The organism is Vibrio sp. 10N.222.49.C12 (assembly GCF_041475025.1).
Classification (GTDB): Bacteria; Pseudomonadota; Gammaproteobacteria; order Enterobacterales; family Vibrionaceae; genus Vibrio; species Vibrio crassostreae_C.
Window position 1 is genome coordinate 50304 of record NZ_JBFRVF010000017.1, and the last position, 23873, is coordinate 74176.

Below are 23873 nucleotides of genomic sequence, written 5' to 3' on the forward strand. Positions count from 1 at the left end.
ATCACAAATAGTTGACCTTGGTTAAAGCTAGGATATTCATCTTCATAAAAAGTGAAATATGGATATCAAAACGTGAACAACATAAATATTAATAAAATTATCTCTCTACGAAATACCTTCAACAATACCAAAAAGAAGAGCTTCAAACGCTCTACATTGGCCAAAGCAATGTTACCGCTCTTCACCGCTACTTTGATCGCGGGTTGTGGTAGTGATAATGATAGCGACAACGGTACAGCCCCTGGCAACAGTGGTTTATACCCTGCAGCTGAAAACGAAGTCGTTATTTACTACAAACGCGATGTTGCCGCTGCCAGCTCATCTGGCTCAACTTACGACGGTTGGGGGCTGCACCTTTGGAATGGTGAAGGCTGTACCAGCACAGATTTAGTCGGCATGGGATTAAGTGAAAGCGGAACCGACTGGAACAGCCCTTACGAATATGATGGTATCAGCGATACTTACGGTGCCTATTATGTGTTGAAAGTTGACCCAGATGCCTCTGACCCACACAAATGCATGAACTTCATCTTGCACAATGGTGATGAGAAAGCATTTGGCAGTGCCAATTCTAAAGTCGAGTTAACTAAGCTTGGCGATTCACAAGGCGTATTTGGTTTCCATGGCAGCAGCGAGTTGTACTACGACCCTGTTTCAGAGCGACCAGTCAATATTGATGGTCAAAAAGCACACTGGCTAGATGCAACCACAATTGGTTGGGAAGCGGCTAGCAATGCAGACTCTGTGAAGCTTTTCTATGCACTAGACAACAGCATCACAATGAACGATGACAAAGAGATTGTCGGTGGAACTGCAATTGAACTAAGCAAAGACGGAGAACTATCTTCTGAATTGAAAGAGCGTTTCCGACACCTTGCAAGCTTACCTGCCCTAGCTATCGATGTTGACGACAGCACACTTCGCACTATTTTAAAATCTCAGATAATTTTTGTTGCCTACAATGCCAATGGCGATGTTATCTCTTCAACTGAGGTTCAAAAACCTGGTGTGCTTGATGCGGTATTTGCTAGCGAAGATGCTGGTAATGCAATGGCTGAAGAACTAGGCGCAATTGTTGAAGGCAGTGCGGCGACCTTCAAGCTTTGGGCACCAACCGCGCAAGATGTAGAACTCGTTCTATACAGTGAAGATCTGCTAAGTTCACAAGTAATCCCGATGACGGAAAGCACTGAGACGGGTATTTGGGCGACTGACGCGGTACCTAACGCTGTCAACAGTTACTATCGCTACCAAGTGAAGGTTTATCACCCAACCACAGGCAATATCGAAACTCGCCTTGTGACAGACCCATACTCTCTCAGTTTGTCAAAGAACTCAGCATACTCTCAAGTGATTGACCTGAATGATTCAACCTTGAAACCAGCGAACTGGGACAACTACCAACGACCAACCGTAGAGAAAGACGAAGACCACGTACTTTACGAATCACACCTACGTGACTTTAGTTTCAGCGATAAGCTCGGCACAGCTAGCCTAAATGGCAAGTACCTCGCTCTTACAGAAGCCGATCGTGAGTCGGTCAAACACCTACAAGCTCTCCAAGAAGCAGGTTTAACTACGCTGCATATCTTACCAGCATTTGATATCGCTACCGTCGATGAAGATGCCGCGAGCCGTGTTGATATCACCGACACCGTAGGAAAACTGTGTGATGTAAAACCGACAGCTACCTTATGTGGAAGCGAAGACGAAAACAAAGTCATCGAAGACGTACTCGATGGTTATGACCCTTCAACGGGTGACGCACAAGCATTAATGAATGACCTTCGTATGCTTGATAGCTTCAACTGGGGCTACGACCCATTCCATTACACAGTGCCTGAGGGAAGTTACGCGACCGATCCTAATGGTTCTCAGCGTATTCTCGAATTCCGTCAGATGGTCAAAGCTACGCACGACATGGATCTTAAGCTGATCATGGACGTGGTATACAACCACACCAATGCGTCTGGTGTGAACGATAAGTCGGTACTGGATAAGATTGTCCCTGGGTACTACCACCGTCTTAACGTCAACACTGGTGGCGTAGAAAACTCGACTTGTTGTGACAACACTGCGACCGAAAACCTGATGATGGGTAAATTGATGGTCGACTCACTTAAGGTGTGGGCTGACGACTACAAAGTGGATGGTTTCCGTTTTGACTTGATGGGCCACCAGCCAAAAGATGTAATGGTCGAAGCATTGGAAGAAGTACGCAAAATCGACCCGAATACTCTGTTCTACGGGGAAGGCTGGGACTTTGGTGAAGTCGCCAACAACGCCCGCTTCGATCAAGCGAACCAAATCAACATGGCAGGTACAGAAATCGGTACCTTCTCAGACCGTTTGCGTGACGCCGTTCGTGGTGGTAGCCCATTCGATGGTGGTGTCGACTCAGAAGGGAACCACCCACTTCGCTTTAACCAAGGCTTTGGTAACGCAGCGATTGCCAACGAAGAAACCAAAGTTGATCAAGATTCGATCAATGGTCGTTTACATAACCAAGACCTTGTTCGTTTAGGTATGGCAGGTAACCTCGCAGAATACGTACTGATTGATTACAAAGGCGATACCAAACTGGGTAAAAACGTTGATTACAACGGCGCGCCAGCTGGTTACACCAAGATGCCTTCCGAGAACATCTCTTACGTTTCCAAACACGATAACCAAACACTTTGGGATAACAACGCTTACAAGATCGCCACTGGTACTAGCTCTGCAGAGCGTGCGCGTATGCAGTCTGTATCGCTTTCTACCGTGATGCTAGGCCAAGGCATACCATTCATCCATATGGGTTCTGAACTGCTACGATCTAAGTCTATGCAGCGCGATTCTTACGATTCTGGTGACTGGTACAACCGCGTCATGTTTGATGGGACGGACAACAACTGGAATGTTGGCTTACCTCGTGAAGATAAAGATGGTGCAAACTGGGATCTGATCAAAACAATCATTGCTGACAGCGCGGCTAAACCAGACTCAGACGACATTGAGCTGACTAAGCAGCAATTCCTAGAGCTATTAAAGATCCGTAGCTCAAGCGAACTGTTCCGCTTAGATACAGCTGACGAAGTTATGAAGCGTGTCGACTTCCGTAACGTTGGCGAAGATCAAGTCGAAGGCCTGATTGTCATGTCGATCGATGATGGCGTGTCTGCGGGCGACGATCTTGACCCTGCAAATGATGCGATTGTGGCAGTTGTAAACTCAACTAATAAATCTCAATCATTCAAAATCACAGGAGCAACCGGCTTTACACTTCATGACGTTCAACAAAACTCGGCTGACGACACAGTGAAAGGCGCAAGCTTTGCCGCTGAAACCTTCACAGTCCCTGCGCTAACTACCGCTGTATTTGTACAAGCTCAAGGTGATGCACAAGGTGCTGGCCTGCCAGTTGATAACTCTGGCAAGGATGTATCGAGCATTCCGCCATACGGCCAAACAACCGTGTATGTTCGTGGGGATATGAATGGTTGGAACCCTGTTGATGCTTGGGCAATGAACTTTGTTGCTAATGGAGTGTACTCTGTAACAGGCAATTTGGAAGCAGGTAACTATGGCTTCAAGTTTGCAGATGCTGATTGGAAAACACCTAACTTTGGTTGCGATTCTGTAGAGCTTGCAAGCGGGTCAATCGATATTGGCACAGGTGGCAATTGCCAATTGAGCGTAACGGAAGCGGGCAGCTACACCTTCACCTTGAATGCCATTCACGAGCTTGACGACAATGTAGACAAAGCTGTGGTATCTGTCACTAAGAATTAAGCTCCAAGCTTAGGTTCAAGTAACAGATAATAAAACAAGCGAAAGCTAGCCTTTGGGAGACGTCAGTCTCCCTTTTTTACAACTATTGAACCCAGCAGATTTAAGCAAATAATAAACAACTGCATCGCCCATTAAAATTCGGGGCATTTCCAACCATACTTTATAGCCCCTACATTCGATTACATGGCTGAAAACTTAGAACTAAAGGGAAAGGATATTCCTTAGAACCGTTAAAACCAAATCTTAACGATATATCATAGTAGGAATGCCGCTCTCCCTTAAGTGAACAGAATTAATCCTGGCAGCCTTTTTTGAAGGGTTACGCCCTACAATTACGATTAAAATACATTCAATTCTCGATGTAATATTCTATCAACAGCAAAACACCGCAGTTGTTTGCGGTGTCGTTAAATTTTGATTAGGAAAACTTCCATGAACCGTAAACATATCATCAAAACCATCCAAATGGGCATCGTGACTACAGCATTGATGGGCGGGATGGCTTTGGCTAATACCACTGATCTTGTAGAATCTACCGACGCTGCTCGCGCCCTGGCACATACTCCTAGCACTGCAACAACGCAACAAATACAAGCTGAAAATGCCGCGCACAAACAGGCACTGCAAACACTTGAAAGCAACGGTAATGTTGATCAATATATGGAAACGGATAAAGCAGGGGAAACGACTACTGGTCACGTATCAAAATGCGAAAATACAGAAGTCCCTTTAGGCGAGAAAGTTGCTGAACATTGCAAATAAAAAGCATATACATTAAAGCGGTATTCGATAGGGTTCCTTAGAAGATGCTAACCGATGCTTAACTTACAAGCATTGCACTTTTAAAGGAACCCTTTATCTATATTACTTGGCGTTGACGGCTCGCACAAAGGCTTCTTGTGCACCTTCAATACCAAGGGCTTTTGCTTCATCTAATAAGCTAAGTGCTTTGGGAATATTGTCTGCGTCTACTGCTGCTTGAATGGCATTATGGTAGTAAGTTTGTGTTTCTGGTTGAATTGCTTCTATTGTTAGCTTCTTGCTTTCAATAACAGGAATTTCAGGAGCTGATGCAGATTTTGAAGGTTTCGTTAACCCACTAAAGAAACCTTCACGTTTTATAGCAACTCTAACTTCACCAATGTCAACATGCTTCGCTTCAGGATCATCAATAGCAGGGACAACATTTCGCTTGGCAATAGCCATTGCTTTGGCCGGGTGCAATAGCTGGGTAGTTTGTGTTAAATCTTGTTTAGTAGTGTAAACAACACCATAAATACGAGTGGTACTCATCGGTAGATTCAATTCAACTTCACCAAATAAAACATCACCCTTTATAAAGTCATTTTTATCATAATCAAAAAAGGATGAGTCGTAATTTCGCAATAATTTAAAATTTTGATCATAAATGGCTAAATTTGGAGAAAATACTTCTAAGCGTTTAACCATGCCCGAAAGTTCTATTATGACCTGAGGCTCAGAAACATCAAAAGAAAAACCAGCCACTGGTCCCATTATGTCTGTGCTATTTAAAATCTGAGAATCTTCAGAAAAGTGAATAGAAAAGCTTGATGGAACGCCAACTTGATTCCAACTAATTTGCTCCACCGTAGAGATACTTGCTTGTTCCGAGCTCGAAGAAGAAAAATCTTGGTGGCTCGCACAACCAAATAAAACGGTCGCCCCCATTAGAATCGATACTATTTTTTTCATTCACTTATCCCTTGTAATACAGTAGCCAGCTTGTAAGCTGGCTACTGTTTTTTATTAATGACTAAATGCTAGATTACCACCAAGCTTCAACTTGTGCACCGAACATTAAGTCATTGTTATCAACAGCTTTGTCGCCACTGTAACTAGATGCAAATACTCGAATTGCAGGTCGAGCCCAGAAATTTGAACCGGCTTGCCATTGTTGAGCAATTGTAACTTTCGTTAAGTCTTCTTTATCAGCCCAAGGGTATTCATCTTGGTGATAGCCAAGCTCTAGAATAGTGCTCATTGTTTCAGACCATTTGTAGCCAGGACGAAGAACAACACTCATAGCTTTGCCATCACTATTGCCATTGCCGTCATCCAACAACTGAGCATAAACGAACGAGTAACCAAGATTCCATTTTTCAGCTTCGATTACACCCCAATCGATTAGACGTAAAGACTCTCGTCCTTCCTGACCTAATTCCATGTTGTACGAATCACCTGCGTGGTTACCTACGAAACCAGCCCAAGCATAACCTTCAGTTGCATACTGAATAACAGCTTTGTTAAAGCCCATGCTATGGCCTTGAGTGTGTTCAGCTGTAAGGAAAAAGCCTGCTTTATCTAGACCATAATCACCTGCATTACCAATACCGCCGTCAATTGCATCACTTTGTACATCTGTATGAGAAGGGTCTGCAGCCATTAAAATGAACTCCATACTACCCTTGTCATTTGTTTCAATACCTGTCAAGCGAAGGTCGATTGAATTAGCAGTTGAGTAAACTTGTGTACCCTCAAGTGGCTGTCTTTCATCTTCAGGTGTCGATGGATCATCTGCAGTTAGTAATGGAGCCTTCCATTTATGCTGAACAACTGCAGCATGAAGCTTCGCAAAGCCCAAATCAATGTTTTCAACACCGGCACCAGCACCGGAGTTATTTACGTAGTACATATCCATAATATGAACATCTTTACGTCCGTAATAACGTTCACCAGCCCAAATGCTCATGCCGTTTGCCATAGTGTAGTCAGCCCAAGCTTCACGGAACGAAGCTCTCTCACCAGACCATGGGTCATCAGGATCTGTACCGATACTTTGGAACGAATTACCACGTCCATCTAAGCCACCATTCTCATACGTGCCAAATGCCATTAGAGTATGGATATTGAATGCATCGCCATCTGAACTTTCCCAAATCTTGTTTACGCCTAGAGAAAGTTCAGCATAGTTATCACACTCATCGCCTAAACGACCAACTGCATGCCCAAATGTAGTAGGGCCACCATTACCATAACAATATTGCGAGCCACCATCAGCATTCATACCGAAGCCTGCGCGCATATACCCATGAAAATCAACTTCGGCAGCGAAAGCTGAACCAGCCATCAATGTCGAAGCCACTGCTGCAGCAATCAAACTTACTTTTTTCATTCTTAACTCCATTAAGGACGATTTATTTTAGGTTTTTATCTTTTTGCTCTCTTGCGACAACCAAAGGCAGTTATGGCGGACGTAAGATAGAGAGGTTTAGGGTTTCCCCTGATTCGTTTCAACGGGGTCAATATTAAGAGGGGATGACAAGTTTGACTTCCTCCGCCCCTAAGTTAATTAAGGGGGACTAGAGGGGAGTAGAAAATATACAGAATGGTGTTTTAAAGAGGTAGATCACTTAATATAGGAGGAGTAGACAGCACACAGATCTAATTATTCAACATAAGTGAGATCTAGTTCAAATATATAATTTGAACCTAATCGGTAAATTATTTTTTTAACAATAATTATTCTGTGAAGTTGCTTGACCTTACTGTGACAAAGCTTTTTACTTATAGTTCACTGATGTTGATAAACGAACAAGAAATCAAGCAATGACTAGAACGCTCGCTCGCCCTTATCCGCTAGGCGCAACGCTAGGTAACACTGGCTGTAACTTTTCAATTTATTCTCCTGACTGTAAATCTCTCTCTCTCGCTCTTTTTGACGAGAACGACGAATTCACCACTTATAAATTGGAAAATGAATACGCTGATATCAGATATGTCTTTATTGATGGTATTAAAGCGGGACAAAAATACGGTTTCATTGCAGAAACGGACAATGGCCCTATCCTGCTTTCAGACCCGTATGCCAAAGCAATAAGCGAACCGCTCGATTACGTCACGCCATATACCAATGAAAAAAGCTTTGCGATGGCGAAATGTGTTGTTGTTGATGACACCTTCGACTGGCAAGACGTAGAAAAGCCACGCATTAGCCGTGAAGATACTGTTCTTTTTGAAACGCATGTCAAAGGCCTATCTCAACTGCACCCAGAAGTGGCAGCCAATACTAAAGGTCGTTACTTAGGGTTAGTGAGCCCTGAAATGCTTGCGTTCTACAAACAACAAAATATCAACTCGCTACAGCTTCTACCCGTTGCTGCGTGTATGCATGAACCTCATCTATTGGACATGGATAAAGTGAATTATTGGGGTTACAACCCATACTTGTTCATGGTGCCAGACCCACGCTACGCAGAAAAAGACGCCGTTAATGAACTCAAAACCGCAATTCGTGAACTTCACCGCAATGGCATCGAAGTCATTCTAGACGTGGTATACAACCACACGGCAGAAGGTGGCGAAGGTGGTACAACCTTCAACCTCAAAGCGCTAGATAGCCGCTACTACATTAAACATGGCTGTCATTACGCGAACTTCACGGGTTGTGGTAACACCGTTGATCTCACCCACCAGCCTGCACTTAACCTAGTGATGGATACGCTTCGCTACTGGGTAAGTGAGTTCCAAATCGACGGCTTCCGTTTTGACTTGGCAGCGACACTGGGGCGCGAAGGTGACAACTACAACCCTGAGGCTGCTTTCTTTAAAGCCGTAGCTCAAGACCCTGTACTTAAAGAAACTAAGTTAATCGCAGAGCCGTGGGATATTGGTCCTAATGGTTATCAAGTGGGTAATTTCCCGCTTGGTTGGAATGAATGCAATGACAAGCTGAGAGACATCACACGTAGCTTCTGGCGCGGTGATCAGGGTTACCTAAAAGAGTTTGCTACACGCCTAATGGGCTCTCGTGATATCTACAGTGCAGCGCACTGGCCTTACAAACTCACCGTCAACTACATCACTTACCATGATGGCTTCACCATGCAGGACCTTGTCTCGTACAAGCACAAGCACAATGAAGAAAATGGTGAGAATAACCGCGATGGGCATGGGGATAACCGTTCTGAAAACTACGGTGTTGAAGGTGAAACCGAAAACCTGTTAGTTATCGCAACACGTGAAAAGCAGAAACGCAACTTCATGGCGAGCCTGCTGTTTGCTTTTGGTATTCCTCATATTTTGACGGCCGATGTGTTATCTCATACTCAAAAAGGTAACAACAACGCTTACTGCCAAGATGGCGTGACCAGCTGGCTTAACTGGGAAGATTCAGAGCGCAAGACTTACTTCAAGACTTGGTTATCTGAAATGATCTCTGCTCGTCAGCAATACATGGTGCCGTTTATTAAGGCATTCAGTGGCGAAAAGCGTAACTCTAACCGCATCTTCTGGAGCCGTGTCGATGGCACACTTATGGAGCATGACGACTGGAACCGCTTAAGCTCAGTCGCTTTGCATTTAGGTATTGGTAAAGATGGCGACGAGTTAATTTATCTTATCAACCAAACCAATGCGCCAGCACGTTTCTCGTTACCGAATGACCGTGAACAAAACTGGGTAACCATCTGTGATACCAACTTGCGAAACGTTAAACCCGGTCATGCAGAAGGTGAAATGTTGTTGTCGCCAACTTCGATGGCAATTTTGCACTATTCGCCAGATCAGGCTGATTTGATTAAAGCAAAAGCTTAGTCAGCTTAATAAAACACCGAAAACCATAGAAGCCAGTTATATTTACAGCTGGCTTTTTTGTTAGCTGAATATAACAAAAATCATTCATCCATATGGAATCATTTGCATTGATGTGGTTAATGAAACTGTTTAGTATTGCCGTACTATAAAAATGAATCTATAACGTCTTTGGATATCATGGCTTTACCTAAAACATTAATTCGGCTTTTTAAACCATACATTATTTTATTAACTGGAGGGATGCTCTATCTTGCTATGACTCAGCTTGAAAAAGTAGAAACAGCAGCAACAGAACAATCATCATCAAACATTCGTATCGCAAGCTCTACCATTCGTTCCAACATCGAAGCCACATTCGGCAAACTCTATTTTTTAGAAACCAGTCTAGGCTTGCCTAAAACGGCTCCAATCGGTGATAAAAAATTCAGAGAATTGAGTGATAATATTCTAAGAAGAACACCAAATTTCTCCGATATCGTTCGATACCAACCTAACTCCCAACATTATGTCTCCACTCGTGGCCTTCCTCTTTCCAATGAACAAATCGCCACAATACAATGGCATTCAATAGACGGTGTTGTAGAAGATTTTTACATCTCTTCCGTTTACCAAAAAGCCGATGGACGATGGGTTTTCGCCGTTAAACACACTGCAGAAAAGCTCAACGAAGAAATATGGATTGAGTTTGATTTAATGCATACCACGCAAGGTTTAAGAGATTTAAAAACGCTTAATAATGGCTATGTATTTGTTGTAGACAGAGCAACAGAGCGACTGGTATTCCACCCGGATCCACAGCGTATCGGTTCTAAATCCATCAGCTTCCATGCAGGGATCAGCCACCAACTCTCACAAGGTGAAACCGTTGGTAAGCACGAATATTACTATCAAGATAACTTCAAAATATCAGTATTTGACGCAGACAACAGCTTAAATTGGGTGTTCATTGCGGGCACTGACCGCCATGACATCTTAACCAGCTCACATCAATTTACGTTGACGGGCTTAGTACTGGGCTCACTCCTGCTATTGTGGATTGGTGCCAACTATCTGGCTTATCGTTTGAACGTGTCCTTGTCGCAACTGAATAAAGTCGATGACCTTGTAAGCTTTAAGCGAGAGTTAAAATCCATACTGGATAGTTTCACCTACCAAAAAGGCATTCAATTCTGTCTCTATCAGCTTGAGAACCACGCATTCAGTACCATCGACTATCACGGAAACAAATCCACGGTACATTGTGACAAAGCCCTTGCAGAGCGATTTACACCGGACACTATGGCTTACCGAAGTGGTAAGTACGCCGATCCACTGGCGTGTAAACTCAAAATACACCAACGTCATTACTGTATTCCTTTGCACTCTCGTCAGCAGTTGATCGCAGTGTTGTACGTAAACGTAAACTTACCGATCAGCCAGAGTATTCTGCGTATGATCAGAGATTACACGGAAGTCTCACTGTCCAACTTACTGCTTCAGCACCAGTTGAGTAGCAAGGACTTGATGACGCAATTAGACAACAAAAGTAGCTTTAATATTGCACTGGAAAACTACGCCAACCAGCCTGAAACCTATATAGCTCTACTCGATATCGATAGTTTTGACCACGTGAACCGTGCTTATGGTGAAGCTGTGGGTGACAAGATGATCAAGCTGACAGCAGAAGCACTACGCTCGTACTTTCCGAAGCCTAAAGGACTATGCCTTGCTCGTATTGGAGGCAAAGAGTTCGCAGTATTATTTAAAGCAAACGACGGCAACGACGCCAAGTTCCAACTAGACCAGTGCCGAATTGGCGTAGCAGAGAAAACTATTGTGACGCCAGACATCAGCCTCTCTTTAGGCGTGAGTGTCGGTTTTTCACAAATAGAGGGAGAGCCAGATACAGCTCTAGCACTGGCGGAGCAAGCAAAGTTGATTGCTCAACAGCTTGGAAAAAATCGAGTTGAAGGCCACATCAGGGCTGTTGCAAAGGCTTCATAGGTTGTCCTAACAAGCTCACTTTATCCTTTACTTGGATACCGATGAAAACAAAGCACCTAGGATTCATACCCTAGGTGCTTTTGTTTTTATGGAAAGTCATTACAATGCGCGTTCAACACGACAATACCCCTTTTCTAACGACACGAGCCTTATGAAGCTAAGTAACCGACTGCAAACTCTCCATTCCCTTGTCAGCAATGACTACCAACATATTTGGGACTGTTGTTGTGATCACGGCTTCTTGGGTGTTCAACTGTTGTCGGATAACAAAGCACCTCAGCTTCACTTTGTCGATATTGTCCCGTCTCTGATGAGCGATTTGGAAAGCAAACTTACGCGTTACTTTCCGCAAGGTGCAATAGCAGAACAGAAAGTGACTAGCCAATGGCAAGTCTACTGTATGGATGTCGCCGCTATCCCGCTTGAGAAACATACTGGCAAACACCTGGTGATTATTGCGGGCGTCGGTGGCGATCTTACTCAAAAGCTCGTCGATGATATTCATCGTCAACACCCAGACAAAGCGATCGATTTCTTGCTTTGTCCGGTGCATCAGCAATTCGAGTTGAGAAGCCATTTAAAGGCGATCCATTTTGGTCTTATTGATGAAGTGTTGATTGAAGAGAACCGTCGTTACTACGAGATTTTATTGGTGAGTAATAGTCGCGGTGATTCAGAAAAGAGCCAAACCGTTAGCGAGATATCAAACGTCGGTGACAAGATCTGGACACCAAGTTGTGATGAACAAGTGAAGGTATCACAGCAATACAAAGCCAAAACATTGCAGCACTACTTACGTATCCATCAAGGACAAGAGAAGCAAGGCAAACCTAGCCAAGTAAAGCATATTATTGATGCTTACCAGGCGGTTAAGCCATAGTAAGTACTAACTTAATGGTTTGAATATTAAGAAAGTCAAATTAATAAAAAAGCCGATAGTTCAATGAGCTATCGGCTTTATTAATGCTATCGATTCAGTTTTAGCTTACTGTTCTTGTTTCTTATAAGCCACATCAGGCTCGTCAACTGTCTCTACCTCAGAAGGCTTATCAACCCCATAAACCGTATCAAGGTAGACGTCTTTCTCTTTCCACGTGCTGTTCAACCAATTGTGGAAGCGACGTTTAAAAGCCTTATCTTCAAAGTAATTACCGTTCACGTTCTCATCCATCAGGTGTAATTTAATACGCACCACGATTTTCGTCATTTTTCCTTTCAGCATATCTTCAAACGGAGAGGTCTGGTTCTCTGGGTAAGCCAGAGTTACATCAACGATGCCATCTAAGATCGGGCCCATGGCAGATAAAGCAAATGCGACACCGCCCGTTTTCGGCTTCAATAGGTGTCGATATGGCGTGTTTGCTGTCGCCAGTTTGCTGTGGTTAGCGCGAGTGCCTTCAACAAAATTGACCAAGGTTGTCGGTACCAGCTTGAACTTATTACATGCTTTGTGGATGGCATTAAAGTCATCATTACGACGCTCTGGGTTACGCAGCAAAAAATCACGCGAGTGGCGTCTCATGAAGGGCATATCCAATACCCAGCAAGCTAAACCAACAAAAGGGACGTACAGCAGCTCATGCTTAACGAAGAACTTAGCCATCGGCATCTTGTCTTTCATGATCGAAGAGAGGACTACAATATCTGCCCAGCTCAGGTGATTCGATATCATTAAGTACCACTGCTTGGTCGAAATGTCTTCCCCACCTTCGACCTGCCAATCAATATCGTTGTTGATATTCAGCATCCAAAGATTAAGCGAAGCCCAGCACCAAAATGTGAAGTTAGCTAAATGAGTACATGACGTTTGCACCACAGAGATGGGAACAATAAGTTTAATGAAAGCAAACAGACTCAAGGTTAACGCTGCTACTGCGGTATTGATGGTCACGAACAATACGTTCAAGGCCATACGAAGATTATCAAGCATAAAACACGGCTATATTGAGATCGAAGGCCGCCATTATACTCATCTGCAAAATATTCTCTTTAGTAATTGGTTGAATACACTAGGGGTCAAACCACTGTACTCATTTTGTCTGTGTCGAAAGAGCAATTCATCGTTCTGAATCAACAAAATCAGGATTTAAAAAAACAAATGAGTCATTTAGACTCAAGTTTAAATAAGTCGATTTGACACAATTCAACATTAACTTTTGGTCAGGGAAAGAGACCAAGAAGATGTTCAACACCCGAAAGTAAGATCCATTCAATATTGATGAACTTATAAGCAAGCTGCCTCGTACTGTGATTTTTAATGTTCAAGAAGTGAAGACGAAAGACCAAATAACCATAATAATTACAATGACTAATGGTGATAGACAAGAAAAAAAACTCTAGCACACTGAACAGAGTTATTAGTTTTAATCCCGTTTCAGATAATGAATCAGTGGGTTGTTTATATTTTAGGTAAGAGAGGAAGCCATGCTCAACATTGCTTTTTTTAGCTCAAAATCATACGACGAAAAATCATTTGAACTTGCAAAAGGCAAACTCAACGCCGAGTTTCATTTTCACGATTTTCGACTCACCACAACAACAGCAAAAATGGCGCACGACAACGAAGTGGTTTGTGCGTTTGTAAACGATGACCTATCGCGAGACGTGTTAGAGATTCTTGCTCAGGGCCGCACCAAGTTAATCGCGATGCGCTGTGCGGGCTTTGACAAGGTCGACCTAGACGCAGCCAAAGAGTTTGGTCTGCAAGTGGTTCGCGTTCCGGCTTACTCACCAGAATCGGTAGCAGAACACACGGTTGGCATGATGATGTGTTTGAACCGTAAACTACACAAGGCATACCAACGCACTCGTGATGCGAACTTCTCTCTTGAGGGGTTAGTTGGCTTTAACTTCCACGGTAAAACGGTCGGTGTGATTGGCTCGGGTAAGATTGGCCTAGCGACGATGCGAATTCTGAAGGGTTTAGGCATGAATATCCTATGCTATGACCCATATCCAAACCCGTTAGCTGTTGAGTTAGGCGCTAAATACGTTGAACTCGACGAACTTTACCAAGAGTCTGATGTGATTTCTCTGCACTGTCCGATGAGTAAAGAGAACTACCACTTATTGGATGCAACGGCATTTGAGAAGATGAAAGATGGCGTGATGATCGTCAACACCAGCCGTGGTGAACTGCTGGATTCAACCGCAGCGATTGAAGCGCTCAAACAAAGCAAAATCGGCGCGCTTGGTCTTGATGTTTACGACAACGAGAAAGAGCTGTTCTTCCAAGACAAATCTAACGATGTGATTGTCGATGACGTATTCCGTCGCCTATCTGCTTGTCACAATGTATTGTTCACAGGTCACCAAGCTTTCTTGACCAAAGATGCTCTGTTCAACATCGCCAATACAACGCTCACCAGTGTTGATGCCTTCTTTGCTGGCAACACCAGCGGTAACGAACTCGTTTAATCGCTAATTGAGTTAATAGCAGGCTGAGTTAAAAACAAACTAGGTCTACAGATACAAAGCCACGCTATTCTGAAGTGAACAGCGTGGCTTCGTCGTTTATTCAGTATTCTAAAGCCGTTCCTAGACGCAGAAATGACAATCTTCAGTGTCTAAACCATAAACGCCTTTTCTAATAGCAAGGTGCTCTTCACCGGCTTTGACGCCCATCTCGTAACCTGTATTAAGAGTACTTTGATCCATAGTTAAACGCTTAACCGCGAAGGCTTCAGGTGGCGCTATCACTTTAATAGTCGCATCTTTGGGTGGGTTACGAATGAACTCCAGAGACTGGTTGTAGTTTTCAGCACGTACCGCCATCGACTCAGCAATATTCGGGAATTTCTTTAATAGTTTCTTCAGCATCCATTGGTGCTTTTGAGGCTTCATTCGGTAGCTCAATGGGTGAGACAGAATCACGGTAATATCGCGTGCGCCACGGCGATATGCTTCACGAACCGGAATCGAATCCGCTACACCACCATCGGTATAACAACCACCCGAGAAACACGGTGTTTCGCGGTAAGCTATAGGTAAAGCCGTTGTTGCTTCAACAACATTAGAAAGGTTTTCTGGCTTAATATGGTAGTAGTCTGCACTGCCCGTATCGACATTTGTGACAGCAGCAATGAGTGGGATACTTGAAAATAGCTCGCCACAGTCCAGCGGATAACGTTGATTGGATTCGTTCCATAACCACTTAACGTCCACTAAGTTACCGCCTTTGGCAAAGCGAGCAGGATTAAAGAAAGTTTTATCCGTCGCCATCGTGGTGATCACATCATAACTGCGTTTTGGTGCATGAGATAAGTAGCCAACCAGATTCGACACACCTGCAGATACGCCGATGGCAAAATCATAAGGACGGAAATCGTCTTGCATGAAGGCGTCTAAAACTCCAGCAGCAAAAATACCTCTCATTGCTCCACCTTCAACGATTAATGCGCTCTTATTCATCTCAAACTCTTCTACTTTATAAACTGATAGTCGTAGAATAATCCCATCACTCTTACAAAGATAATGGGATAGATTTATCAATTCGATAGGTAAAAACTATCAATGTGGATTGTTAGATTTTTCAATGGCTTAGGGTTGCTTGATATTCAGCGAGATCAAAAAAGGCCATCGAGTAGTTCACTCAACGGCCTTTCAATTAACGAATCAAGATGATTGATTACGACTTAAATTCGCTCACATCGATTTCAAGCAGTTTACCAATGCCTTCACCGTATGCAGGGTCAGCTTTGTAACAGTGTCTTAGGTGACGCAATTGAATCTCTTTTGGCACGCCGCCTAGGTTGCGAGCAGTGTTATCAAAAAGAATCGCTTGCTTCTCTGGTGTCATTAGGCGGAACAAGTCACCCGGTTGCGAGAAGTAATCTTCATCTTCGCGGTGATCCCAGTGTGCTGCTGCGCCATCTAGGTTCAGTGCTGGTTCAGCGAAATCTGGTTGCTCAGCCCATTGACCTTCGTTGTTTGGCTCATAACCTAATGTGCCATCGAAGTTACCATCGACACGCATCGCGCCATCACGGTGGTAGCTGTGTACTGGGCAACGAGGCGCATTCACTGGAATGTGCTGATGGTTTACACCCAAACGGTAACGTTGTGCATCACCGTAAGCAAACAGACGACCTTGCAGCATTCTGTCTGGAGAGAAACTGATACCCGGAACCACGTTCGCTGGGTTGAATGCAGACTGCTCAACTTCAGCGAAGAAGTTCTCAGGGTTACGGTTAAGCTCTAGCTCACCCACTTCGATCAACGGGTAATCTGCATGAGGCCAGATCTTAGTCAAATCGAACGGGTTGTATGGAACCTTCGCTGCATCCGCTTCTGGCATCACTTGTACTTTCAACGTCCATTTCGGGAAATCTTGGTTATCGATGCTGTCTAGCAAATCACGTTGGTGGCTTTCGCGATCATCACCGATCACTTGTGCCGCTTCTGCATCAGAAAGGTTCTTAATACCTTGCTGAGATTTGAAGTGGAATTTCACCCAGAAACGTTCGTTATCAGCGTTGATGAAGCTGAACGTGTGGCTACCAAAGCCGTGCATGTGACGGTAAGTCGCAGGGATACCACGGTCACTCATTACGATAGTAATTTGGTGCAGAGCTTCCGGCAAAGAAGTCCAGAAATCCCAGTTGTTTTTCGCGCTACGCATGTTGGTGCGTGGGTCACGTTTCACCGCGTGGTTTAAGTCAGGGAACTTAAGAGGATCACGAAGGAAGAATACTGGCGTGTTGTTGCCCACCATATCCCAGTTGCCTTCTTCAGTATAAAACTTCAATGCAAAGCCACGAATATCACGTTCAGCATCGGCAGCACCGCGCTCACCCGCAACTGTTGTGAAACGTGCAAACAAGTCGGTTTTTTTACCTATTTCAGAGAACAATTTTGCCTTGGTGTATTTGGTGATGTCGTGTGTAACGGTAAATGTGCCGTAAGCACCTGAGCCTTTCGCGTGCATACGACGCTCTGGAATCACTTCACGATCAAAATGGGCCAATTTCTCCAAAAACCAAACGTCTTGAAGAAGTTGTGGACCACGTTTGCCCGCCGTTTGAACATTCTGGTTATGAGCGACAGGACAACCCGCAGCTGTGGTCAGTTTTTTTACTCATGGTCTATTCCTTAAGGTTAAAGATATCGCATCGTTGCCACATCTTAGATTTAAGTGGATTCAATACTTTAAAAACCACTAAAACAATATGGATAAAGAATAGACCTGAGTTGGCAGAAAATATAATCGTTTATATTTATCGTTGTTATCTATGAAACCTATTGAACTTCACTGCGAATAAGCCTATGTATAACTTCGGTTTATTTAAAAATGGCATGGCCTAACCTCAGAGTTGAGGCAATGTTCCTCGCCGTTCTGGTTAGGTTCAATTCAGCTTCTCGCAGTACTTGCTCGAGTGACTGAGGAGAGCGCACTGTACCAAACAAGCTGTTCATTTCACCATATAAGGCTTCGACTTCTGTACCTAAAGAACCTGCAATCCCTATGGTCGGAATGCCTTGTAAGCTCGCACGTTTGGCAATGCCATAAGGCGTCTTTCCTTGCAGAGTTTGATTGTCCATTTGCCCTTCACCGGTAATCACAAGATCTGCGCCTTTCAATACTTCATCGGCTTGCAAAACATCAAGCACCATCTCAATACCCGGTTTAATCTGCATGTTAAACAACAAACCAAGCCCCATTGGAGCACCACCAGCCGCGCCATAACCAGTACGCTTGTGAACGGGATCATCCCCACGAACACAACCTTGCGATTCAACTACTTGAGCAAAATTCTCAAGCGCCTTATCAAGCATCACAACTTGTTCTGGGCTTGCGCCTCCAAAATCAATTGCCCCGTTCCGAATGAAGAAGCAATCAATGGATCACGCTGCTCTGGTTTCAACAAGTCCAAACCCGATGCAGCAGCAATTTCAACCAGTGCCGTTTTGTTCGGGTTGCTATCGGATGACTCAAGCATCGCCCATTCAGCATTAACTTGTTGCCCTAACAGCCCTTCGACTTGCCTATGTCGCTTTTCACCAACAAGCCCTTGGAGCAATACATCCACAGTCCCTTCACCACCATCAGCCAAAGGCAATGTTACGTATTCAGCGTCTGGGAAGATTTCACGAAAGCCCTTTTCAATACACGCCGCCACAGATACAGCCGATAGAGATTCTTTAAACGAGTCTGGTGCAATAACAATTTTCATACTGAGAGATCCAAAAGATTAGTAATTTTGATGAGTGCCCGATCCAAAAATGCCCCTATTGAAGATCAGCAAGCTAATCACTTAATAGGGGCAGTATATAAAGGTAAGTAGTATTAGTTAGTAACGGCTGTCTTTACTTGTGATTTCTCTTTGCTTTTTAGCCACACGAATACAGCACCTAGAACCGCAATTGGAATCAGTGGGTCGATCAACGTACCGCCTTTACCAAACACTAAGTTTAGAATCATGATGATGCTTGCACCAATCGCCCATGCGATAGTTGAAGACACAGACCAGATCTTAATTTGGTCAGCAAGTTCAGTAATACCTAACGTACGGTTAATGATGTGGAAGTATGAATCGTTCAAATGAGAGAAGCCAACCGGACCTACCGCACATGCAAGTGCTACGAATACTGGGTCTAGACCTAACGTTTCAACCAATGGCAGCGTCATCGTTGCTGCAACCATCATTGATGCCGTTGCTGAACCTTGGATTAGACGAAGCATTGAAGCAATTGCTAGTGGTACAAGTAGAGGTGGAATACCGCTGCTCGCGATAGCTTCGGCTACTTGAGGGCCAGCACCTGATGCTTTAAGTACTGCACCCATTGCGCCACCACAGCCAGTTACCACAAGAATTAGACCTGTAGTAGACAGAGCATCATCCATAGAGCTAACCATGTCTTTGCGCTCAATATGACGAGTAAGACCGTATAGCGCCATAAGAACACCGATACCAACAGCAACCACTGGGTTACCAATCAACGAAATAACGTTGTGCATTGCAGTGTCACCTTGACCAACAAGCGTGTTGATTAGGATGAATGCGATTGGCAGCAGAATTGGACCGAATGATAAAAAGTTACTTGGTAGCTCTCTGTCATCTGTTTCTTTTACTTTCTCAAGGTTTGCCCAATCAGCTTGGTTAGTAATCCATGTCTCACCGTTTGGTACGCGGTAGTACTCGTTACCTACTCGGCGAATATAAATCATAGAAAGAAGCATCATAGGGATAGAAACCATCAAACCCCATAACATGTATTCACCTAGATCTACACCCAGAATTCCAGCCACAGCAACTGGACCCGGTGTTGGTGGCACAAGCGCATGAGTGATCAGTAGGCCAAGCGCCAGAGTCACACCTAAGCCAACCGCTGATTTACCTGTGTCACGTGAAATTGCGCGAACAAGAGAGTGTAAAATAATGTACGCAGAGTCACAGAAAACTGGGATAGCGACAAGTACACCTGTAAAACCTAGTGCTAAGTCTTCACGACCTTTACCACACAGCTTTACAAACGTTTTTGCCATTCTAACAGCCGCACCAGAACGCTCGAAACACGCGCCCATGATAACGCCGAACGCGATAATCAAACCAATACCACCAAGCACGCCACCAAAGCCGGCTTTAATTGCGTTGATCAGCTCTGTTGGTGCCATACCAGCGAATAGCCCCATGATGATACTTGCAATAATCATCGCAAGCGACACTGGGATTCTTGTTTTAATGATCATGCCCATCATGGCTAAAATGCCAATTACGATGCCTATCAGTGCTCCATCCATTTTTATATTCCTTTTGTCTCTTTCTTCATTTTTAGAAAATTTGTAGGGTGGTGCATATGGGTGATACCGGGTCACCCATTGCACTTTATCGTTATGTGTTGGCTTACCTGTAAGCCGTGTTATCTAAATCAGTTTTTACTTTTATGATTCGTTACATATAAACGCCATTCACACCGCGCTATAAATAACTTTTTACCCAGCTAAGCCCCTCTTCTGTCGTGCTTCTTGGGTTATATTCACAGCCAATCCAACCTTGGTAACCTGAATCATCCAAAACACTAAATAAATGCGGGTAGTTCAGTTCGCCTTCCGATGGTTCATGCCTCTCTGGTACAGAAGCAATTTGGATATGACCGGTATAAGCAGCAACTTCACGAATCAAAGTACTTAAATCACCATCCATGATTTGCGCGTGATAAAGGTCGAGTTGAAGTTTCACATTTGGTCTATCGACCAACTTAATCAGTTCGACAGCTTCACGTTGATGCGCCACAAAATAGTTCGGAACATCACGGCTATTTAGCGGTTCAATCATCAATTCGATGTTATGCTCAGCAAACTTATCTGCGGCAAAACGAATATTTGAGATAAAGGTTTCAACGTGTTGCTGTCTCGTGAACTTCGCATCATGCAGACCCGACATCGCGTGAACTTTCTTGCAGTTCAGCGCTTTGGCGTACATAAGTGCGGTATCAACACTGGCTTTAAACTCATCTTCACGGCCAGGAATCGCTGCAAAGCCACGTTCGCCTGCGTCCCAATCACCAGGAGGCAGGTTGAACAGCACCTGTTCAAAACCAAATCTCTGCATTTTTGCTGCAAGCTCTTCGGCCTCAAATGCATAAGGGAATAGGTATTCAACAGCTTTGAAACCGGCTTGGTGTGCTTTTTCAAAACGCTCTAGAAATGGTACTTCTGTGAATAACATCGTTAAGTTTGCTGCGAACTTAGCCATTATTTGCCTCTCCCTTTTAAATCCATCACTTCTTCGTCCGTTAGGTAACGGATATCATTCCCTTTCAATAAGAATGCTAATTTGGCGGTCTCTTCTAGCTCTTCAGCGTTATCAACGGCATCAACAAAGTCAGTGCCTGTTACTACTGGGCCGTGGTTTGCTAACAAAAATGCTCGATAATCACCTGCTCGTTTTGCCAACTCTTCAGCGATTTGTGGGTCACCCGGACGTAGGTAAGGAATCACTGGTAACTCACCAATTCGCATCACGAAATACGGTGTGAAAGCCTTAATCGCGTTATTACGATCCAACCCTTCAAGGCAAGACAACGCGGTAAGGTAAGTAGAATGCAAATGAACAATCGCATTGCATTCTGCATTATTTCTATAAATCGCTAAGTGGAATGCCGCTTCTTTAGAAGGCTTCTTACCTGAGATGTGGTTGCCATCGATATCAACAACCGACAATTCCTCAGCGACAAGGCGACCAAATGAAGAGCCTGTTGGTGTTGCTAGAAAATGCCCATTAGGTAATTTGATAGACAGGTTACCTGCACCACCAGTGGCGTAACCTCGTTCGAACATTGAACGAGCGAGCGTGACTATTTGCTCTCTTAACTGCTGCTCGTTCATCAAAACTTTACTCATTTGAATCTCGCTTATGAAAAGAATGATTGAGCTTTAGCGAAGAAGTTTTCATCACCAAAGTTGCCAGATTTAAGTGCCAATGAAAGATCACCTTCAACCGACCTCACCCAAGGCACACCTGGTGCGATTTGAGGGCCAATATGAAAACCTTTCACAGCCAAGCTTTGGGTCACTACACCAGAGGTTTCACCACCAGCGACAATGAAGTTCTTCACTCCGTTCTGCTGCAACTTAATCGCTAGCTGGCTAAAGAACTGTTCAACCGCATAACTAGAGGCATGCGCGCCATACTCTTCTTGAATAGCTTTTAGTGCCGTTGCTTCAGCCGTCGCGTATACCAACGGTGCAAATTCACTTTGAATATGAGTCATCACCCAATCGAATACTTCATTGGCGTATTGATCATTGGTTAAGCAAGCCTTCACATCGATAGCAAAGTGAGGAGCAAGCTGTTTGTATAGCGCAACTTGTTGGTTAGTCATCACTGAACAAGAACCAGAGAATACAACCGTTGGTGCTTTGACTGGGCTACCTGCATGTTTTGCATCACTTTGGTCAGCAAGATGTTTCGTCCAATTTTTAGCAATACCAGCAGCTAGGCCTGAGCCACCTGTGATTAGTTTCAGAGATTTAGCCGCTTGACCTAACGTCACCAAGTGCTCTGCATTAAATGCGTCTACCACGGCGTAGCGACTACCTTGAGCTTTGAGTTCGTTAAGACGAGCGGTAACAGCATCAGAGCCCTGTTCAATCGTTTGAAAGTTAACTAAACCGGAAACACCTGCTGACTGTGCGTCCATCATTCGAACCACACTTGAATCCGTCATTGGTGTAACAGGGTGATAACGCATACCTGAATCACAGAGCAACTCACCAAAAACAAACAAGTGACCGTTGTAAACCGTACGACCATTTACTGGCAATGCAGGGCAAACCATCGTAAATGATTCCCCAAGTTCCGCTAAAAGCGCATCAGTGACAGGCCCAATATTGCCCTCAGCCGTACTGTCGAAAGTGGAGCAATATTTGAAGTAAAACTGTTGGCAACCTTGTGCTTGTAGCCATTTAAGCCCGGCAACGGAGTCGGTAATAGCTTCATCAACGGGGCAAGAACGTGATTTAAGGCTGATCACGACCGCATCCGCTGCAACCTCAAAATCACCAGTAGGAATGCCATTTAATTGGATAGTGCGCATACCGTTTTCAACAAGGAAACCCGCGATATCTGTCGCACCAGTAAAGTCGTCTGCAATAACGCCTAATAACATGATTACTTCTCCACTTTTGGTGTATTCACACCCGGTAGATCAATACCTTGGAATACCTTAATAACGGCGCTGTCATCTTCTTGTCCAAAGCCAGCATTGCTTGCGCTCACAAACATATTCAGTGCTGCACTGGATAGCGGAAGTGGGAATTTAAGATCCTGAGCCGTATCGGATACTAGATTGAGGTCTTTAACAAAGATATCGACCATAGATTTTGGAGAGTAGTCGCCATCCACTACGTGCTTCATACGGTTCTCAAACATCCAAGAATTGCCCGCAGCATTGGTCACTACGTCGTACATAAGATCTAGAGGGATGTTTGCGCGTGCCGCTAATGCCATCGCTTCCGCGCCTGCAGCAATGTGAACACCTGCAAGTAACTGGTGAATAATCTTCACAGTCGCGCCAAGTCCAACCGCTTCGCCGATGTTGTAGACTTTTGCTGCAGTTGCATCGAGTACAGGAGCCAGAGCTTCAAATGTACTTACTGCGCCTGAAGCCATAATGGTCATTTCACCGGCTTCTGCTTTTACTGCACCACCTGAAACGGGAGCATCAAGCATCACAAGACCGTACTCAGATAACTGAGCTTCGATTTGTTTTGCGTCTTCCGCGGAAATCGTCGCCGATACCATAATCGGTGTATTAGGTCTTAGTGCCGCCGCAAGACCAGTCTTAAACAGTACCGTGTTAACTTGAGCAGCATTCACAACTAATATCAAAACAGAATCAAGTTTGTCTGCAAACTCAACCGCACTTGTCGAGACCACTTTTGCACCATATTCACCCAAGGTTTCAAGCGCTTGCGGATTCAAATCGAAACCATATACATCAAGCCCTGCTCGCACACATGACTTCGCTGCGCCCATGCCCATAGAACCTAAACCGATAACACCAACAGATTGAACTTCATTCATAGCAAGATGCCTTTCACGTAATTGTTAAACTCTAAATTT

Annotated in this window: 16 protein-coding genes and 2 pseudogenes; 7 read left to right on the forward strand and 11 right to left on the reverse strand. The window is 44.2% G+C overall.

What is annotated here, in order from left to right:
* The first annotated feature begins 72 nt into the window (after positions 1–72).
* Together pulA and AB4583_RS05370 are read left to right on the forward strand one after the other, a co-directional pair.
* Positions 73–3771 (forward strand): pullulanase-type alpha-1,6-glucosidase, encoded by a 3699-nt coding sequence (gene pulA, locus AB4583_RS05365; protein ID WP_372116673.1) that lies wholly within the window; start codon positions 73–75, stop codon positions 3769–3771.
* 432 nt (positions 3772–4203) lie between these two features.
* Complete coding sequence (locus AB4583_RS05370) at positions 4204–4533, forward strand: hypothetical protein (RefSeq protein WP_017058851.1); 330 nt, start codon at positions 4204–4206, stop codon at positions 4531–4533.
* A gap of 102 nt (positions 4534–4635) precedes the next feature.
* Here AB4583_RS05370 and AB4583_RS05375 read toward each other — a convergent pair whose 3' ends face one another.
* Together AB4583_RS05375 and AB4583_RS05380 are read right to left on the reverse strand one after the other, a co-directional pair.
* Positions 4636–5484: a MalM family protein gene (locus AB4583_RS05375; protein ID WP_372116675.1), complete on the reverse strand. Its 849-nt coding sequence runs from the start codon at positions 5482–5484 to the stop codon at positions 4636–4638.
* A 73-nt stretch (positions 5485–5557) separates the two neighbouring features.
* Entirely contained in the window at positions 5558–6904 is a 1347-nt protein-coding gene (locus AB4583_RS05380; protein WP_081229325.1) for a carbohydrate porin, read from the reverse strand.
* Positions 6905–7338: 434 nt separating this feature from the next.
* On the opposite strand from AB4583_RS05380, the gene glgX reads away from it, so the two are divergent.
* From glgX to AB4583_RS05395, 3 genes are all read left to right on the forward strand, one after another.
* A complete protein-coding gene (gene glgX / locus AB4583_RS05385) occupies positions 7339–9324 on the forward strand; it encodes a glycogen debranching protein GlgX (protein ID WP_372116677.1) in 1986 nt (661 codons plus the stop codon).
* A 240-nt stretch (positions 9325–9564) separates the two neighbouring features.
* Positions 9565–11307: a diguanylate cyclase domain-containing protein gene (locus AB4583_RS05390; protein WP_372116679.1), complete on the forward strand. Its 1743-nt coding sequence runs from the start codon at positions 9565–9567 to the stop codon at positions 11305–11307.
* Between the two features lie 151 nt (positions 11308–11458).
* Positions 11459–12187 (forward strand): tRNA (adenine(22)-N(1))-methyltransferase TrmK, encoded by a 729-nt coding sequence (locus AB4583_RS05395; RefSeq protein ID WP_017069730.1) that lies wholly within the window; start codon positions 11459–11461, stop codon positions 12185–12187.
* 105 nt (positions 12188–12292) lie between these two features.
* Here the strand turns inward: AB4583_RS05395 and AB4583_RS05400 are convergent, their stop codons facing one another.
* On the reverse strand, positions 12293–13237 hold the full coding sequence (locus AB4583_RS05400; protein WP_017069729.1) for an acyltransferase: 945 nt from the start codon (positions 13235–13237) through the stop codon (positions 12293–12295).
* 200 nt (positions 13238–13437) lie between these two features.
* Here AB4583_RS05400 and AB4583_RS05405 point away from each other — a divergent pair.
* Both AB4583_RS05405 and AB4583_RS05410 read left to right on the forward strand, forming a co-directional pair.
* Positions 13438–13509: pseudogene (locus AB4583_RS05405) on the forward strand (cytoplasmic protein); the annotation flags it as partial.
* 222 nt (positions 13510–13731) lie between these two features.
* Positions 13732–14724, forward strand: coding sequence for a 2-hydroxyacid dehydrogenase (locus AB4583_RS05410; RefSeq protein WP_372116681.1), 993 nt, complete (start codon positions 13732–13734; stop codon positions 14722–14724).
* A 120-nt stretch (positions 14725–14844) separates the two neighbouring features.
* Here AB4583_RS05410 and AB4583_RS05415 read toward each other — a convergent pair whose 3' ends face one another.
* The 8 genes and pseudogenes from AB4583_RS05415 to ltnD all read right to left on the reverse strand — a co-directional run bounded on the left by AB4583_RS05415 (position 14845) and on the right by ltnD (position 23834).
* Positions 14845–15717: a patatin family protein gene (locus tag AB4583_RS05415; protein WP_065583767.1), complete on the reverse strand. Its 873-nt coding sequence runs from the start codon at positions 15715–15717 to the stop codon at positions 14845–14847.
* A gap of 217 nt (positions 15718–15934) precedes the next feature.
* Positions 15935–17374, reverse strand: a complete 1440-nt coding sequence (locus tag AB4583_RS05420; protein WP_372116748.1) for a catalase — start codon at positions 17372–17374, stop codon at positions 15935–15937.
* Positions 17375–17586: 212 nt separating this feature from the next.
* Positions 17587–18479: pseudogene (locus AB4583_RS05425) on the reverse strand (glycerate kinase).
* Between the two features lie 113 nt (positions 18480–18592).
* Complete coding sequence (locus AB4583_RS05430) at positions 18593–20047, reverse strand: GntP family permease (protein ID WP_372116683.1); 1455 nt, start codon at positions 20045–20047, stop codon at positions 18593–18595.
* Between the two features lie 178 nt (positions 20048–20225).
* A complete protein-coding gene (otnI, locus tag AB4583_RS05435; RefSeq protein WP_372051636.1) occupies positions 20226–21002 on the reverse strand; it encodes a 2-oxo-tetronate isomerase in 777 nt (258 codons plus the stop codon).
* Complete coding sequence (locus AB4583_RS05440; RefSeq protein ID WP_372116686.1) at positions 21002–21649, reverse strand: aldolase; 648 nt, start codon at positions 21647–21649, stop codon at positions 21002–21004. Before AB4583_RS05440 ends, otnI begins: the two co-directional genes overlap by 1 nt.
* A gap of 11 nt (positions 21650–21660) precedes the next feature.
* Positions 21661–22917, reverse strand: a complete 1257-nt coding sequence (gene otnK / locus AB4583_RS05445; RefSeq protein WP_016767372.1) for a 3-oxo-tetronate kinase — start codon at positions 22915–22917, stop codon at positions 21661–21663.
* 2 nt (positions 22918–22919) lie between these two features.
* Positions 22920–23834 (reverse strand): L-threonate dehydrogenase, encoded by a 915-nt coding sequence (ltnD, locus tag AB4583_RS05450; protein ID WP_010431740.1) that lies wholly within the window; start codon positions 23832–23834, stop codon positions 22920–22922.
* Positions 23835–23873: the final 39 nt, after the last annotated feature.

Coding starts and splice junctions, on each gene's coding strand:
- AB4583_RS05370 (WP_017058851.1), top strand. CDS start 4,204: ATGAACCGTAAACATATCATCAAAACCATCCAAATGGGCATCGTGACT.
- AB4583_RS05375 (WP_372116675.1), bottom strand. CDS start 5,484: ATGAAAAAAATAGTATCGATTCTAATGGGGGCGACCGTTTTATTTGGT.
- AB4583_RS05380 (WP_081229325.1), bottom strand. CDS start 6,904: ATGAAAAAAGTAAGTTTGATTGCTGCAGCAGTGGCTTCGACATTGATG.
- glgX (WP_372116677.1), top strand. CDS start 7,339: ATGACTAGAACGCTCGCTCGCCCTTATCCGCTAGGCGCAACGCTAGGT.
- AB4583_RS05390 (WP_372116679.1), top strand. CDS start 9,565: ATGCTCTATCTTGCTATGACTCAGCTTGAAAAAGTAGAAACAGCAGCA.
- AB4583_RS05395 (WP_017069730.1), top strand. CDS start 11,459: ATGAAGCTAAGTAACCGACTGCAAACTCTCCATTCCCTTGTCAGCAAT.
- AB4583_RS05400 (WP_017069729.1), bottom strand. CDS start 13,237: ATGCTTGATAATCTTCGTATGGCCTTGAACGTATTGTTCGTGACCATC.
- AB4583_RS05410 (WP_372116681.1), top strand. CDS start 13,732: ATGCTCAACATTGCTTTTTTTAGCTCAAAATCATACGACGAAAAATCA.
- AB4583_RS05415 (WP_065583767.1), bottom strand. CDS start 15,717: ATGAATAAGAGCGCATTAATCGTTGAAGGTGGAGCAATGAGAGGTATT.
- AB4583_RS05430 (WP_372116683.1), bottom strand. CDS start 20,047: ATGGATGGAGCACTGATAGGCATCGTAATTGGCATTTTAGCCATGATG.
- otnI (WP_372051636.1), bottom strand. CDS start 21,002: ATGGCTAAGTTCGCAGCAAACTTAACGATGTTATTCACAGAAGTACCA.
- AB4583_RS05440 (WP_372116686.1), bottom strand. CDS start 21,649: ATGAGTAAAGTTTTGATGAACGAGCAGCAGTTAAGAGAGCAAATAGTC.
- otnK (WP_016767372.1), bottom strand. CDS start 22,917: ATGTTATTAGGCGTTATTGCAGACGACTTTACTGGTGCGACAGATATC.
- ltnD (WP_010431740.1), bottom strand. CDS start 23,834: ATGAATGAAGTTCAATCTGTTGGTGTTATCGGTTTAGGTTCTATGGGC.